We start from the raw sequence: 14066 nt of genomic DNA, 5'->3' as shown, positions 1-14066 counted from the left end.
GGCTGGCCCCGCGCGCCGGCGGGGGGGCGGGGGGGCGGCGCCGGGGGGCCCCCCCCCCCCCGGGGGGGGGGGGGGGGGGCGCCGCCCGGCCCCCCCCCCCCCCCCCGACGGTGATGGGCTGGAAGCAGCGCGGCTTCTACCTCGACCCCGCGCACGTGCCGTACCTCTTCGACACCAACGGCAACGCCGGCACCACCGCGTGGTGGGACGGCCGGGTCGTCGGGTGCTGGGTGCAGGACGACGAGGGCGTGGTCCGCCTGTCGCTCCTCGACGACGTCGAGCCCGCCGGCCGCGACGCCCTGGACCACGAGGCCAGGCGGCTCACAGACTGGCTCGACGGCACGGTCGTCGGCAACGTCTACGCCTCGCGTCAGATGAAGCAGGCGAAGCTGCCCTAGGAGGTGCCGTCGACGGCGGGCAGCGTGAACCAGAACACCGAGCCGCCGCCCTCGCGCTCGTCGACGCCCATGGTGCCGCCGTGGGCCTCGACGATCCGGCGGCACGTGGCGAGCCCGATGCCCGACCCCTCGACGGTCTTGTCGAGCCGGGCCAGCGGGGCGAAGACGCGCTCGCGCTTGTCGTCCGGGATGCCCCGCCCGCGGTCGCGGACCTCGACCCGGTGGACGCCCTCGAGCCGCGTGCTCCCGACCTCCACGTCGGGCTGCTCCCCCACCAGCGTGAACTTGGCGGCGTTGTCGACGAGGTTCATCAGCACCGAGCGCAGCTGCGTGGCGTCGCCGCGCACCACGGGCAGTGGATTCACGCGCACCAGCGACCGGTCGATGCGGCCCGCGAGGTCGTCGAGCGCGGTCTCGGCCTCCACCGCGAGGTCCACCCGGTCGTCACCGGGCGCGTCGCCCTGCGAGGCGAACTCCAGCAGGTTGGCGATCATGTCGTTCATCCGGTCGACACCCCGGCGGGCTCGCGCCACCGTGTCGACCTGGTAGTCATCGGTGACCTCGAGCTCGAGCGCCTCGAGCGACAGCGAGATGGAGGTCAGCGGGTTCTTCAGGTCGTGGCTCACCTGGCCGGCGAAGTTGGCCAGCCGCTCGTTGGAGGTGCTGAGCCGCAGGTTGACCTCGCTGAGCCGCCGCGAGGCCAGCTCCAGCTCGAGGACGTCGACCACACGGTCGGCGAGCTGGGCCAGGCCCCTGGCCGCCTCGGGAGTGACCTGGTGGGCCTCGCTGTCGAAGACGCAGAGCGTGCCGATGACGACGCCGTCGGGCGTGCGCAGCGGGTGGGAGCCGTAGTACTTCACGTCGGCGATCTCGCCGGTCGTCCACGGGTTGTCGGCGAAGCGCGGGTCCTGGCTGGCGTCGTCGAGCATGATCGGCTGGCCCGACTCCACCACCTGCCGGCACATCGAGTCGTCGCACGGCGTGGTCTCACCCTCGAACCCCGCGGTGGCGACCTGGTGCTGGTGCCTGCTGCTCAGCAGGTTGACCGCCGCGAACGGCACCCCCGCGACCTGCGCGGCGAGGTCGACCAGCGCGTTCAGCTCGCGGCGCGGCGGGCCGCCGATGACGTCGTACGTCGCCAGCGCGCGGTCGCGCTCGGCACCCGTGCTCACAGCCCGGGGGCCTTCCAGACGGCCAGCCAGCGCTGGGTGTCGGGCTCCATCGGCAGCTCCTTGTCCAAGAGGTCACGAACGGACAGCTCGAGCAGCGTGTCGCGGGACTGCTCGCCAGTGGGCGCGAACGGGTAGAACGTGCCCTGCTTGTAGAGGTAGACCAGCCCGAAGGCCTGCCCGGCGGCGTTGCGGAAGGGCACCATCGAGCACAGCAGGCCACCCTCGAAGCCGTTGAGCTCGAGCGTGGTGTTGACCGCGTGCAGGTCGGTGCACAGGTCCGACACGGCGTCCTTGTCCCCGGCCACCACCAGCCAGGTGAACCCGAAGTCGTCCCGGCTGACGCTCACCTGCGGCGCGTCGGCGTCGTCGCGGATCAGCGCCACCACGTCGTCCTGGGTCTGCGCGAACGCGGCGCCCGCGGCCGACCGGTAGCAGACCGAGCCGGAGCCCGTCGGCTCGAAGCCGAGCGCGGTCTGGAGGGTGATGGCCGCGCTGGGGACGTGGAACAACGCGTCGAGGTTGTTGCGCTTCGGCTGCGTCCGCGCGCGCATCGCCTCCCAGAGGCCCATCGACCGCTCCCCCCTCAGCCCGCCGGCCGGCTCAGCTCGGCCTGGATGCGGGCGAGCTGCTCGAGCCGTTGCTGGAGCGGCGGGTGGGTGGCCATCAGGCCGCTCAGGCCACCGCTGAACGCCGGGACGATGCACAGCGCGCTGGCGGCGTTGGCGCGCAGGTCGCGCTGGGGGGTCGCGGCGGCCTCACCGCTGATCTTCTGGAGCGCGGAGGCCAGCGCCGCGGGCTTCATGGTCAGGTAGGCGCCGGACCGGTCGGCGCAGAGCTCGCGGTAGCGCGAGAGCAGGCGCAGCAGCAGGAAGCTGACGGCGTACACCACCAGGCTGACGAGGAGCGCGACCAGCACCGCGGGCAGGGCGCCGTTGTTGTTGCGGCGGCCCATCCCGCCGAACTGCGCGAAGCGCATCAGCAGGCCGGCGGCGATGCCGGCCGACGAGGCCACGGTCATCACGAGCACGTCGCGGTGCGCGACGTGGCTGAGCTCGTGGGCGAGGACCGCCTCGAGCTCCTCGGCGTCGAGCGTCTGGAGGATCCCGGTGGTCACGCAGACCACGGCCCGGTCCGGGGAGCGCCCGGTCGCGAAGGCGTTGGGCACCGACATGTCGGCGACGCCGACCCGGGGCTTGGGCATGTCGGCCAGGGCGCAGAGCCGGTCGATCATCCCGTGCAGCTCGGGGGCCTCCTCCGGGGAGACCTCGCGGGCGCGCATCGCGCGCATCGCGACCTTGTCGGAGCTCCACCACTGCCAGAAGGCGATGCCGATCGCGATGACCGCCACGAGCACCGCACCACCCGTGCTCTGAACGAATGTCATGACCACGACGACCAGCGCGACGAAGAGCCCGCCGAGCAGGAACATGGTCAGCGTCATCCGCGCGGTGAGCCCGCTGTCCTTGATGAAGCGCGAGGAGGCCATGGGGAAGGTGTGGGCCCCCTCAGCCCGGGATGAGGCCGTCGTCGCCCAGGAGCTCGCGGACCTCGTCGATCGTCGCGTCGGGTGGCGGCAGGATCAGGTCGGACTCGTCGAGGGTGTCGACGTCGTGGTGCGTGCCGTTGGCGCGCACGGCGGCCAGCAGGCCGCTCAGCGCCGTGCGGAACATCTCCTCGTCGCCGGCCTCGATGGCCTGCTCGATCTGGGTGTCGAGGCCGTTGAGGGCGTCGAGCGCGTGGTCGTCGAGGTCGTACTGACCCTCGCCGAGGATGCGGACGATCATGCCGTGCCGCCCTCGCCCGCCGGACGCTGCACGGGCTCCTCCTCGGCCTCGAGGATGTCGCCGCCGTCACCGGCCTCGATCGCCTGCGGAGAGCCGGCGGCGCCGGCCTTGAGGCGGGCCAGCTCGGCCTCCACGTCGGAGGAGGACGACAGTGCGTCGAGCTCACGGGAGATGTCGTCGCCGGCGTTGAGCTGCGAGGCGTCGTCGAGGGCGCCGGAGGCGATCAGCTCGTCGATGGCCTGCCCACGGGCCTGCATCTGCGCGGTCTTGTCCTCGGCACGCTGGATGGCCAGGCCGACGTCGCCCATCTCCTCGCCGATGCCGGACATGGCCTCGCCGATGCGGGTCTGGGCCTCCGCGGCCGTGTAGGTGGCCTTGATGGTCTCCTTGCGGGTGCGGAAGGCCTCGACCTTGGCCTGCAGCCGCTGCTGGGCCAGGACCAGCTTCTCCTCCTCGCCCTGGAGCGCGGACTGCTGCTCCTTGAGGCTGGTGATCTGCGACGCGAGACCCGACTTGCGGGTCAGCGCCTCGCGCGCGAGGTCCTCGCGGCCCGCGCCGATCGCCTTCTCGGCCTGCGTCTGGAGCTTGGCCGCCTGCTGCTCGAGCTGGTTGACCTGCAGCTCGACGCGCTTGCGGCTGGTGGCGACGTCGGCGACGCCGCGGCGTACCTTCGAGAGGAGCTCGAGCTGCCGCTGGTAGCTGTAGTCGAGGGTCTCCCGGGGGTCCTCCGCCCTGTCCAGGGCCTTGTTGGCCTTGGAGCGGAAGATCAGGCTGATGCGCTTCATGAGACTCATCGGGGTGCAGACCCTCTCTTGGTCATGACGTGTCGGTGTGGCGTGTCCGGGTGGCCGGAACGTTGCCCCAACCCTAGGACCAAACCCCAACCGGAGGTAGGGCATGGCCGCGACCGTGGCCACGTCGGCCGACGGCGATAGGCTGGCCCCCAGCATCCGATCCACGTGAAGGCAGCACGCGTTGTTCCGTCGTTCCACCCCCGAGCCCGAGGTCCCCGCCCCCACCGACAAGGTGGACGGCAAGGGACGCCCCACGCCGACCCGCAAGGAGGCGGAGGCGGCCGCGCGGGCCCGGGCCAAGGTGCCGCGGACCCGCAAGGAGCAGATGGCCGCCCAGCGCTCGGCCCGTGGCGACACCGCGGCCAAGATGCGCCAGGCGATGAAGACCGGCGACGACCGCTACCTCCCCACGCGTGACCGCGGCCCCGTCCGGCGGTTCATCCGTGACTACGTCGACTCCCGGTTCAGCTTCATCGAGCTGATGGTGCCGCTCCTGGTCGTGTCGATGATCCTGGGCTACTCCGGCAACCAGACCGCGATGAACCTCGGCAACACCGTGCTGTTCACGACGATCCTGGTCATCATCTTCGACATCGTGATGCTCCGCGTCCGCCTGCGCCGCGAGCTCGCCCGACGGTTCCCCGGCGAGTCGACCAAGGGCGCGACGGCCTATGCCGCCATGCGCTCGCTGCAGATGAAGTTCCTGCGGCTGCCCAAGGCGCAGGTCAAGATCGGCGAGAAGCTCCCCGAGACCTACCGATGAGCGCCTGCCGATGACCCACGAGCACCCCGGCGGCCCGACCGCCGACGTGTCCGTGCGCGTGGCATGGGCCGACGACGCCGACGCGATCGCCGCCGTCCAGGTCCGCGCGTGGCCCGAGCTCTACGCCGGCCTGCTGCCTGCCGACCTGCTGCCCACCGATGTCGACGCGGTCGCGGCCCAGTGGCGCCAGGCGCTGGGCCGGCCGGGCGACGCGCGCAACCGCGTGCTGGTGGCGCTGGAGCGCAACCGCGTCGTCGGCTTCGCCCTCACCTCCCCGGCGAGCGACCCCGACTGCGACCCGGTCGCCGACGGGGAGCTGACCGAGGTCACCCTCGAGCCCGGGGAGCGCGGCAAGGGCCACGGATCCCGCCTGCTCCAGGCGGCGGTGGACACCCTCGCGGCCGACCGGTTCACCCGCGCGGTGACCTGGGTCAACGCCGGCGACGACGCCCTGCGCTCCTTCCTCACCGACGCCGGCTGGGCGCCCGACTCCGCCCACCGTGAGCTCGACCTCGACGGGACGGGCGCCACCACCGTCAAGCAGGTCCGGCTGCACACCGCCATCGCCTGAGCCATCGCCTGAGCCATCGCCTGAGCCATCGCCTGTCTGGGCGAACTCCACCCCTGGGGTGCTTGTTTTTCGGGTGGCGCGCGTCACTATGGATGAGCCGGCTACTCCGCCGGCCCACCACGGGGGTTTCGCCATGTTCGGTCCGCTTCCCGCACTCCATCGGTTCGTCCTAGTCCTCGCCGCCCTCGTGGTCTGCGTCGGCATCGGCTTCTGGCTCGGCGTGATGCCCGAGATCCCGCTCAACCTCCGCGTCGGCCTGCTCGCCGGCGCCGCTGCCGGCATCGCGGCGGCCTTCGCGCTCGTCCACGACTTCCACCAGGGGCACGTCCGCACGGTGCGGGTCCGCCGTCGTACGCACTGAGGTGCCGCACTAGCCTCGGGGCGTGACCGAGCCCGCCCTGCCGCCGAGCGAGCGCTCGGCGATCGTGCGCGACGGCCTCGCCGTCGGGCTGGCCACCGGCGCCTACGGCATCGGCTTCGGCGCCGTGTCGGTCGCGTCGGGCCTCAGCGTGGCCCAGACGTGCGTGCTGTCACTGCTGATGTTCACGGGGGCGAGCCAGTTCGCCCTCGCGGGGGTCGTGGCAGCCGGCGGCGCGCCGATGTCGGGCGCGGCCACGGCGCTGCTGCTGGGCACCCGCAACACGCTGTACGGCCTGCGGATGGCGCCGCTGCTGAAGTGGCGCGGCTGGCGCCGGTTCGCTGCCGCCCACGTCCTCATCGACGAGTCGACCGCGATGTCGGTGAACCGCGACAGCACCGCGGCAGCCCGGCTGGCCTTCCTGACCACCGGTGTGTCGGTCTTCGTCCTCTGGAACCTCGCGACCGCGATCGGCGCGGTCGCCGGCGAGGCGGTGGGTGACCCGCGGACGTTCGGGCTCGACGCCGCCGTGGGCGCCGCGTTCCTGGCCCTGCTGTGGCCGCGGCTGAAGGACCGCCGCAACGTGCTCGTCGGCGTCCTGGCCGCGCTGGTGGCGCTCTCGATGGTGCCGCTCACCGCACCCGGGGTGCCGGTGCTCGCCGCGGGCGGCGTCGCCCTGCTCGTCGGGGTGCTCGCACGCGGGGACGACCCCACCGAGTTCCCCGGCCCCGACGACGTGGCGGGAGGTCACCGCTGATGTGGACCGCCGTCCTGCTGGCCGGGATCGGCTGCTACCTCCTCAAGCTCGCCGGGATGTCGCTGCCGGAGAAGGTGCTCAGCCACCCGACTGTGGAGCGGGTCGCCGACCTGATCCCGGTGGCGCTGCTCGCGGCCCTGGTGGCCGTCCAGGTGTTCGCAGGCGGCACGTCACTGACCCTCGACGCCCGGGTCCTCGGACTCGGCTTCGCCGTCGTCGCGCTGCTGCTGCGGATGCCCTTCTTGGTCGTGGTGGTCGGGGCCGCGGTGGTGGCCGCCCTGGCCCGCCTCGTCTGACGAGCCGGGCCAGGGCGCCCGGGTCAGGCGACGGAGACGGCGCTCCACGCGGCAGCCACGGTGGCGTACTGCGTGCTGCCCTGGCCGTAGAGGTCCTTGGCGGCGTTCAGCGTCGCGGTGCGGGCACCGGCGTAGCTCGTGCTGGAGGTCATGTAGACCGTCAGCGCGCGGTACCAGATCTTCGCAGCGGCGTCGCGGCCGATGCCGGTGATCGACGAGCCGTTGCAGGTCGTCGAGCTGTGGGCGACGCCGCCGATGGTCTTGGCCCCGCTGCCCTCGGCCAGCAGGTAGAAGAAGTGGTTGCCGATGCCGGAGGAGTAGTGCACGTCGACGTTCTTGGCGTTGCTGCTCCAGCAGTCCAGCGAGCTGCCGTCGGAGGACGGGCGGTCCATCCGGCGGAAGCCGACGTGGTTCTTCAGGTCGAACTCCTCCCCGATGAGGTAGTCGGCGGGGTCGTTGGCGTTGGCGGCGTGGAACTCCACCAGCGTGCCGAAGATGTCGGAGGTCGCCTCGTTGAGGCCGCCGGACTCACCGGAGTAGGTGAGGTTGGCGGAGTTCTCGGTGACGCCGTGCGTCATCTCGTGGCCCGCGACGTCGAGCGACACCAGCGGGCCGAAGTCGACCCCGTCGCCGTCGCCGTAGGTCATCTTCGTGCCGTCCCAGAAGGCGTTGACGTAGCCGTTGCCGTAGTGGGTGCGGTTGTAGGAGCCGCGACCGTCGTTCCAGATGCCGTTGCGCCCGTGCACGGCCTTGAAGTAGTCCCACGTGACGTTGGAGCCGTACTGCGCGTCGGCGCCGGCCGAGGCGCGGTTGCTGGTCGCGCCGTTGCCGAAGGTGGTCGTGGTCGAGGTGAACGTGGTGCCCGTCTTGCAGCCGCTGCCGAAGATCTGGCAGAAGAGCGAGTCCTCCGCGTTGGCCATGTCGGTCGTGTAGGTGCCGCCGCGCGTCGCGTCCTTGAGCGTGTACGACGACCCGGAGCCGCTGACCTGCAGCGGGACCGTGCCGCTGTAGAGCGTCTGGCCCTGGCCGTCGACGTTGACGATCTGCTGCACGCTCCGGATGACCGTCCCGGTGCGGGCGTCGACGTAGGTCGCGAGGCGCGAGGGCGTGCCGTCGGCCTGGGTGCCGCCGGTGACGACTTCCCAGGCCAGGCGTGGGGTGGCACCGGTCGCGTCGACGACCAGCTCCCTGGCCTCCGCCTTCGCGTCGCCGCGCACGGCGGTGGTGCGCGCGTTGCGCGTCAGCACGGTGCGGGTGGCCGTGGCGCGGGCGACCGTGGCCTCGGTGCCGAGCGTCAGCGGCGCGGCGAGCGTCTGGCTGGCGCCCTTCCAGCCTCCGTCGGCGTCCTGGTGGACCACGAGGTCGCCGCCGAGGACCCGGAGGCCGTCGAGGGTGCGGTCGAAGCGGACGTGGCTGGTGCCGTCGGGGTCGACCACGGAGGACCGGGCGGCGAACGCCTGGCCGTCGGTGGCGCGGGCCGCACCGTCGTGCGCCCGGAGCGCGGCGAGCGCGGCGGCGACGCCGTCGGCGCGGGCTGCGGTGAGTGCCGTTCCGGGCGCCGAGGTGGGGGCGCCCTGGGCGCTCGTCGCCGTGGTGAGCGGCAGCGCTGCTGCGGTGGCAGCGGCGAGGGCGAGCGCGGCGAGTCCTGCGGTTCTGCGCATGGTGGAGCCTTCCCGAGTCGTGCCGCGTCCCCGAGTGGACCGCGGCAGCTTCCCGTCCAACGAGGACGGGCGGCCGGGGTTACCCCGTCCTGCCGCCGGCGAGTCAGCCGATGTCGAGGAAGGCGTCGAGCCCGACGGTGAGGCCCGGGCGGTCGCCGATCGCGCGCACGCCGGTCAGCACGCCGGGCGTGAAGGACACCCGGTCGAGGGAGTCGTGGCGGATGGTGAGGGTCTCCCCCGCCGTGCCCAGGATGACCTCCTGGTGCGCGACCAGCCCGCGCACGCGCAGGCCGTGCACACGTACGCCCTCGACGTCGGCGCCCCGCGCCCCGTCGAGGCCGGTGGAGGTGGCATCGGGCATCGGGTCGCTGCCGGCCTCCCGGCGGGCGGCGGCGATCATCTCCGCCGTGCGCCGCGCCGTCCCGGACGGGGCGTCGGCCTTGTCGGGGTGGTGCAGCTCGACGACCTCGACGGACTCGAAGAACGGCGCCGCCTGCGCGGCGAACCGCATCATCAGGATCGCGCCGATGGAGAAGTTGGGGGCGATCAGCACGCCGACGCCCGGCGCGTCGGCCAGCCACGCCTCGAGCTGGTCGAGGCGCCCCTGGTCGAAGCCGGTGGTGCCGACCACGGCGTGGATGCCGTGCTCGATGCAGAAGCGGAGGTTGTCCATCACCACGTCGGGGTGGGTGAAGTCCACGACGACCTGGGTGCCGGAGTCGACCAGCGCAGCGAGGTCGTCGCCGGCGTCGACCTCGGCCACCAGCTCGGTGTCGGGCGCCGCCCCGACGGCCCGGCACACCTCGGTGCCGACCTTGCCCCGCGCGCCGAGGACGCCGACGCGGATCGGAGCGGCGCTGGACCCTGCATCTGCTGTGCTCACGCGCCCAACCTAGCGAGTCGGACACCCGGTGGGTGGCGGTGGCTGACTCGTGAACCCCCGTCTGGCAGGCTGTGGGTCATGCCGCTCTCGACCATCCCGCCGCGCATCAAGTGGGCCGTCGACCTCATGGACGTCCAGCCGGGCGACCAGGTCCTGGAGATCGGCTGCGGCCCCGGGGCCGGTGCTGAGGCGATCTGCGCGAGGCTCGAGACGGGCAAGCTCTTCGCCATCGACCGCTCGGAGTCGGGCGTCGACCGCACCAAGCGCCGCAACCAGAAGTACGTCGACGCCGGCCGCCTCGTCGTGCGCCAGATCGACCTCGCCACGCTGCGGGTCCCGGTCAAGCGGCTCAACAAGGTCTTCGCCTTCAACGTGAACCTGTTCTGGGTGCGTGCCTGCGACGACGAGGTCGCCCTGCTCCACGAGCGCGTCGTGCCCGGTGGCGCGGTCTACCTCTTCTACGAGGCCAGCCGCCCCGAGCTGGTGCCCAACATCGTCAAGTTGGCCTCCGAGAACCTCCAGCGCGGCGGCTTCCGGGTGAGCGTGGTCGAGCAGAAGGCTCCCCCGGTCATCGGCCTCATCGCGCGCAGGTGACGGCCGTCGGCCGAGCCTGCGAGGCAGCACGACCGTCACCAAGCATCGGTGGTTGAGCAGCGAGCACGGCCGAGGAACGAGGCCGTGACCGAGCGTGTCGAAACCCGGTCAGCCGGGAAGCAGCAGGACCGCGAGGCCTTGGTTTCGACACGCTCGCTGCGCTCGCTGCTCAACCAGCGGCCGCGGCGGACGGACCGACGACCGCGAGGATCTCGGGCTGGGAGAACAGCTCGCGGGCCAGGTCGGTGACGTCCTCGAGCGTGACCGCCTCGATGCGGCGCACGACCTCGTCGATGGTGAGCAGCTCGTCGTAGACCAGCTCGGCCTTGCCGATGCGCGACATGCGGGAGCCCGAGTCCTCGAGGCCGAGCACGAGCCCTCCCTTGAGCTGGCCCTTGCCGCGCTCGAGCTCCTCGGCGGTGATGCCGCCCTGGGCGACCTTGGCGAGCTCGCCGCGGACGGTCTCCAGCACGGCGTCGTACTTGCCGGGCAGGCAGCCCACGGAGACCCCGACCACGCCGGCGTCGGCGTGGTGGGTCGCGAAGGAGTAGACGGAGTACGCCAGCCCGCGCAGCTCGCGGACCTCCTGGAACAGCCGCGAGGAGGTGCCGCCGCCGAGGGCGGTGTTGAGCACGCCGAGGGCGTAGCGGCGCGGGTCGGTGCGGGTCAGGCCCTTCACGCCGAGGACCAGGTTGAGCTGCTCCTGCGGGCGGACGGTGCGGGCCTCGCCGGGCTGGACCCGGCGCGCCTTCTCGGTCTGCTGCGGCGACACGGGAGCCGCCTCGTCCTCGAGGAAGCCGGCGCGGCCGAAGGCCTGGCGCACCTGCCGCACGACCGCGGTGTGGTCGACGTTGCCGGCGACCGAGACGACCATGTTGGCGGGACGGTAGTGGCGGCGGTAGAAGCGGTGGATCTGCGCGCGGGTCATCGCGGTGATCGACGCCTCGGTGCCCGCGATCGGGCGACCGAGCGGGCTGTCGCCCCACGCCTGGTGGGCGAAGAGGTTGTGCACCACGTCGTCGGGGTCGTCGTCGTGCATGGCGATCTCGTCGAGGATCACGTCGCGCTCGGCCTCGACGTCGGCCTCGGTGATGGTCGACGCGGTGACCATGTCGCCGAGCACGTCCACCGCGGTGCCGAGGTCCTCGTCGAGGACGCGGGCGTGGAAGACGGTGTACTCCTTGGTGGTGAAGGCGTTGAACTCGCCGCCCACCGCATCGAGGGCGACCGAGATCTCCATCGCGGAGCGCTCGGCGGTGCCCTTGAAGAGCAGGTGCTCGAGGAAGTGCGAGCAGCCGTGCAGGACGGGCGTCTCGTCGCGGGAGCCGACGTTGACCCACACGCCGATGCTCGCCGACCGCGAGCCGGCCATCTGCTCGGTGACGATCCGCAGCCCGCTCGGCAGGACCGTACGCCGCACGCGCGAGGTCACTGCCCCGTCGGCGTCCTTGACGGTCTGGAGGGTCCGGGTGGTGCCGTTCTTCTGCAAGGGGTCCTTCTTCTGCTGGGGGGTGAAGCACCGCGACCGGTCGGCCAGACGGCCGACCGGTCGCGGGTGGAGCCTCAGGTGAGGGTCACTCGGCGTCGGCTGCCTCGGGCGCCTCGGCCGACTCCTCGGAGCCGCCCTCGGCCTCGTCGACGACCGGGACGAGCGAGAGCTTGCCGCGGTCGTCGATCTCGGCGATCTGGACCTGGACCTTCTGGCCGACGGCCAGGACGTCCTCGACGGCCTCGACGCGCTTGCCGCCGGCCAGGGCGCGCAGCTTGCTGATGTGCAGCAGGCCGTCCTTGCCCGGGAGCAGCGAGACGAACGCACCGAAGTTGGTCGTCTTCACCACGGTGCCGAGGTAGCGCTCGCCGACCTCGGGCATCGTCGGGTTGGCGATCGCGTTGACCGCGGCCTTGGCGGCCTCGGCGGCCTCGCCGTTGGTCGCACCGATGTAGACCGTGCCGTCGTCCTCGATGGACAGCGTCGCGCCCGTGTCGTCCTGGATCTGGTTGATCACCTTGCCCTTGGGGCCGATGACCTCGCCGATCTTGTCGACGGGCACGCGGATGGTGATGATGCGCGGCGCGTGGACCGACATCTCCTCCGGCGCGTCGATCGCCTCGCCCATCACGTCGAGGATCGCCAGGCGCGCGTCGCGGGCCTGGGTCAGCGCGGCGGCCAGCACCTCGGCGGGGATGCCGTCGAGCTTGGTGTCGAGCTGGAGCGCGGTGACGAACTCGCGGGTGCCGGCGACCTTGAAGTCCATGTCGCCGAACGCGTCCTCGGCACCGAGGATGTCGGTCAGCGCGACGTACTGGGTCTGGCCGTCGACCTCACCGGAGATGAGGCCCATCGCGATGCCCGCGACGGGAGCCTTCAGCGGCACGCCGGCCTGCAGCAGCGACAGGGTCGAGGCGCAGACCGAGCCCATCGAGGTGGAGCCGTTGGAGCCCATGGCCTCTGAGAGCTGGCGGATCGCGTAGGGGAACTCCTCGCGCGAGGGCAGCACCGGCAGGAGGGCGCGGCGCGCCAGGGCACCGTGGCCGACCTCGCGACGCTTGGGCGAGCCCACGCGGCCGGTCTCACCGGTGGAGAACGGCGGGAAGACGTACTTGTGCATGTAGCGGCGGTGCTTCTCCGGGGAGAGCGTGTCGAGCTGCTGCTCCATCTTGAGCATGTCGAGGGTGGTGACGCCCAGGATCTGGGTCTCGCCGCGCTCGAACAGTGCCGAGCCGTGGACGCGCGGGATCACGTTGACCTCGGCGTGCAGCGGGCGGATGTCGGCCAGGCCGCGGCCGTCGATGCGGACCTTGTCGCGCAGGACGCGCTCACGCACGACGGACTTGTTGACCGAGCGGAACGCTGCGCCGATCTCCTTCTCGCGACCCTCGAACTGGCCGGCGAGCTTCTCGAGCAGTGCGACCTTGAGCTCGTCGGTGCGCGACTCGCGCTCCTGCTTGTCACCGATCTGCATGGCGGCGGTCAGGTCGGCCTTGGCGGCCTCCTCGACGGCGGCGTAGACATCGTCCTCGTAGTCGAGGAAGACCGGGAAGTCCTGCACCGGCTTGGCAGCCTCGGCGGCCAGCTGCGACTGCGCCTCGCACAGCTGCTTGATGAAGGGCTTCGCGGCGTCGAGGCCACCGGCCACGACCTCCTCGGTCGGCGCCTGGGCGCCGCCCTGGACGAGCTCGTAGGTCTCCTCGGTGGCCTCGGCCTCGACCATCATGATCGCGACGTCGCCGGTCTCGGTGACGCGGCCGGCGACGACCATGTCGAAGACGGCCGACTCGAGCTGCTCGTGGGTCGGGAAGGCGACCCACTGGCCGTCGATCAGCGCGACGCGCACGCCGCCGACCGGGCCGGAGAACGGCAGGCCGGAGAGCTGGGTCGACATCGACGCGGCGTTGATGGCCAGCACGTCGTAGGGCATGTTGGCGTCGAGCGCCAGCACGGTGATGACGACCTGGACCTCGTTGCGCAGGCCCTTCTTGAAGGTCGGGCGCAGCGGGCGGTCGATGAGGCGGCAGGTGAGGATCGCGTCCTCGCCCGGGCGGCCCTCGGACCGGAAGAAGGAGCCGGGGATCTGGCCCACGGCGTACATCCGCTCCTCGACGTCGATCGTGAGCGGGAAGAAGTCGAAGTGGTCCTTCGGGGTCTTCGAGGCGGTGGTCGCCGAGAGCAGCATGGTCTCGTCGTCGAGGTACGCCGTGACGGCGCCGGCCGCCTGACGGGCCAGCAGGCCGGTCTCGAACTTGACCGTGCGCTGGCCGAACTTGCCGTTGTCGAGGACGGTCTCGACAGCGGAGATGATGGGTTCACTCATGGAAGCAGGATCCTGCTTTCTCTTCGCGGAGCGATCCGCGACGCCGCATGAGGTGCCGGTCTTCGATCGAGGCCCGCAGGTGAGGCGCCCGCGTGGGCGGGGCACCTGAAGGCCACTACCGAGGACCGAGCCGGGTGCGCGGGTCGCTCCTGGATCTTCGGGTGTTCAGTTGTGGTGGTGCGTCGGGGCCGACACTAGCGCGGCGGGACCCCTGAAACCGAGC

General features: G+C 71.9%; 16 protein-coding genes. 7 read left to right on the top strand and 9 right to left on the bottom strand.

Features of this window, described 5'->3' with window-relative positions; all coding sequences use genetic code 11:
• Positions 1-113: 113 nt before the first annotated feature.
• Positions 114-398, top strand: a complete 285-nt coding sequence (locus tag ACE3QY_RS13515; protein WP_374456541.1) for a DNA glycosylase AlkZ-like family protein — start codon at positions 114-116, stop codon at positions 396-398.
• Here ACE3QY_RS13515 and ACE3QY_RS13510 read toward each other — a convergent pair.
• Genes ACE3QY_RS13510 through ACE3QY_RS13490 form a run of 5 tightly spaced genes read right to left on the bottom strand, consistent with a single transcriptional unit; the run spans position 395 to position 4148 of the window.
• A complete protein-coding gene (locus ACE3QY_RS13510; RefSeq protein ID WP_374456540.1) occupies positions 395-1570 on the bottom strand; it encodes an ATP-binding protein in 1176 nt (391 codons plus the stop codon). The two genes, ACE3QY_RS13515 and ACE3QY_RS13510, sit on opposite strands and share 4 nt — an antisense overlap.
• The gene (locus ACE3QY_RS13505; RefSeq protein WP_374456539.1) at positions 1567-2139 is read right to left on the bottom strand and encodes a hypothetical protein; all 573 of its coding nucleotides are present in this window, start codon (positions 2137-2139) and stop codon (positions 1567-1569) included. The genes ACE3QY_RS13510 and ACE3QY_RS13505 overlap by 4 nt, the downstream gene beginning before the upstream one ends.
• A gap of 14 nt (positions 2140-2153) precedes the next feature.
• Positions 2154-3056 carry a zinc metalloprotease HtpX gene (gene htpX / locus ACE3QY_RS13500; RefSeq protein WP_374456538.1) on the bottom strand — a complete coding sequence of 301 codons (903 nt, stop codon included), beginning with the start codon at positions 3054-3056 and terminating at the stop codon, positions 2154-2156.
• 19 nt (positions 3057-3075) lie between these two features.
• On the bottom strand, positions 3076-3354 hold the full coding sequence (locus ACE3QY_RS13495; protein WP_374456537.1) for a hypothetical protein: 279 nt from the start codon (positions 3352-3354) through the stop codon (positions 3076-3078).
• Positions 3351-4148 (bottom strand): PspA/IM30 family protein, encoded by a 798-nt coding sequence (locus tag ACE3QY_RS13490; RefSeq protein ID WP_374456536.1) that lies wholly within the window; start codon positions 4146-4148, stop codon positions 3351-3353. Before ACE3QY_RS13490 ends, ACE3QY_RS13495 begins: the two co-directional genes overlap by 4 nt.
• Positions 4149-4329: 181 nt before the next feature.
• Here ACE3QY_RS13490 and ACE3QY_RS13485 point away from each other — a divergent pair, with 181 nt between their 5' ends.
• The 5 genes from ACE3QY_RS13485 (at position 4330) to ACE3QY_RS13465 (ending at position 6893) form a co-directional block, all read left to right on the top strand.
• Positions 4330-4911 carry a DUF3043 domain-containing protein gene (locus tag ACE3QY_RS13485; RefSeq protein WP_374456535.1) on the top strand — a complete coding sequence of 194 codons (582 nt, stop codon included), beginning with the start codon at positions 4330-4332 and terminating at the stop codon, positions 4909-4911.
• A 10-nt stretch (positions 4912-4921) separates the two neighbouring features.
• Entirely contained in the window at positions 4922-5482 is a 561-nt protein-coding gene (locus ACE3QY_RS13480; RefSeq protein WP_374456534.1) for an N-acetyltransferase family protein, read from the top strand.
• 133 nt (positions 5483-5615) lie between these two features.
• On the top strand, positions 5616-5843 hold the full coding sequence (locus ACE3QY_RS13475; protein WP_374456533.1) for a hypothetical protein: 228 nt from the start codon (positions 5616-5618) through the stop codon (positions 5841-5843).
• Positions 5844-5865: 22 nt separating this feature from the next.
• On the top strand, positions 5866-6597 hold the full coding sequence (locus ACE3QY_RS13470; RefSeq protein WP_374456532.1) for an AzlC family ABC transporter permease: 732 nt from the start codon (positions 5866-5868) through the stop codon (positions 6595-6597).
• Positions 6597-6893 carry an AzlD domain-containing protein gene (locus ACE3QY_RS13465; RefSeq protein WP_374456531.1) on the top strand — a complete coding sequence of 99 codons (297 nt, stop codon included), beginning with the start codon at positions 6597-6599 and terminating at the stop codon, positions 6891-6893. Before ACE3QY_RS13470 ends, ACE3QY_RS13465 begins: the two co-directional genes overlap by 1 nt.
• A gap of 23 nt (positions 6894-6916) precedes the next feature.
• Here ACE3QY_RS13465 and ACE3QY_RS13460 read toward each other — a convergent pair whose 3' ends face one another.
• Both ACE3QY_RS13460 and dapB read right to left on the bottom strand, forming a co-directional pair.
• On the bottom strand, positions 6917-8554 hold the full coding sequence (locus ACE3QY_RS13460) for a M4 family metallopeptidase (RefSeq protein ID WP_374456530.1): 1638 nt from the start codon (positions 8552-8554) through the stop codon (positions 6917-6919).
• 103 nt (positions 8555-8657) lie between these two features.
• The gene (gene dapB, locus ACE3QY_RS13455; RefSeq protein WP_374456791.1) at positions 8658-9401 is read right to left on the bottom strand and encodes a 4-hydroxy-tetrahydrodipicolinate reductase; all 744 of its coding nucleotides are present in this window, start codon (positions 9399-9401) and stop codon (positions 8658-8660) included.
• Between the two features lie 114 nt (positions 9402-9515).
• On the opposite strand from dapB, the gene ACE3QY_RS13450 reads away from it, so the two are divergent.
• On the top strand, positions 9516-10031 hold the full coding sequence (locus ACE3QY_RS13450; RefSeq protein WP_374456529.1) for a trans-aconitate 2-methyltransferase: 516 nt from the start codon (positions 9516-9518) through the stop codon (positions 10029-10031).
• Positions 10032-10200: 169 nt separating this feature from the next.
• On the opposite strand, the gene ACE3QY_RS13445 is transcribed toward ACE3QY_RS13450, so the two are convergent.
• A complete protein-coding gene (locus ACE3QY_RS13445; RefSeq protein WP_374456528.1) occupies positions 10201-11520 on the bottom strand; it encodes a M16 family metallopeptidase in 1320 nt (439 codons plus the stop codon).
• A gap of 85 nt (positions 11521-11605) precedes the next feature.
• On the bottom strand, positions 11606-13843 hold the full coding sequence (locus ACE3QY_RS13440) for a polyribonucleotide nucleotidyltransferase (RefSeq protein WP_374456527.1): 2238 nt from the start codon (positions 13841-13843) through the stop codon (positions 11606-11608).
• Between the last annotated feature and the right edge of the window lie 223 nt (positions 13844-14066).

Origin of the sequence: Nocardioides sp., assembly GCF_041913365.1 — a bacterium.
Lineage (GTDB): Bacteria > Actinomycetota > Actinomycetes > Propionibacteriales > Nocardioidaceae > Nocardioides.
This window is presented reverse-complemented; position numbering and strand designations above follow the sequence as displayed.

Coding starts and splice junctions, on each gene's coding strand:
- ACE3QY_RS13460 (WP_374456530.1), bottom strand. CDS start 8,554: ATGCGCAGAACCGCAGGACTCGCCGCGCTCGCCCTCGCCGCTGCCACC.
- ACE3QY_RS13495 (WP_374456537.1), bottom strand. CDS start 3,354: ATGATCGTCCGCATCCTCGGCGAGGGTCAGTACGACCTCGACGACCAC.
- ACE3QY_RS13440 (WP_374456527.1), bottom strand. CDS start 13,843: ATGAGTGAACCCATCATCTCCGCTGTCGAGACCGTCCTCGACAACGGC.
- ACE3QY_RS13505 (WP_374456539.1), bottom strand. CDS start 2,139: ATGGGCCTCTGGGAGGCGATGCGCGCGCGGACGCAGCCGAAGCGCAAC.
- ACE3QY_RS13475 (WP_374456533.1), top strand. CDS start 5,616: ATGTTCGGTCCGCTTCCCGCACTCCATCGGTTCGTCCTAGTCCTCGCC.
- ACE3QY_RS13490 (WP_374456536.1), bottom strand. CDS start 4,148: ATGAGTCTCATGAAGCGCATCAGCCTGATCTTCCGCTCCAAGGCCAAC.
- ACE3QY_RS13465 (WP_374456531.1), top strand. CDS start 6,597: ATGTGGACCGCCGTCCTGCTGGCCGGGATCGGCTGCTACCTCCTCAAG.
- ACE3QY_RS13450 (WP_374456529.1), top strand. CDS start 9,516: ATGCCGCTCTCGACCATCCCGCCGCGCATCAAGTGGGCCGTCGACCTC.
- htpX (WP_374456538.1), bottom strand. CDS start 3,056: ATGGCCTCCTCGCGCTTCATCAAGGACAGCGGGCTCACCGCGCGGATG.
- ACE3QY_RS13480 (WP_374456534.1), top strand. CDS start 4,922: ATGACCCACGAGCACCCCGGCGGCCCGACCGCCGACGTGTCCGTGCGC.
- ACE3QY_RS13515 (WP_374456541.1), top strand. CDS start 114: ATGGGCTGGAAGCAGCGCGGCTTCTACCTCGACCCCGCGCACGTGCCG.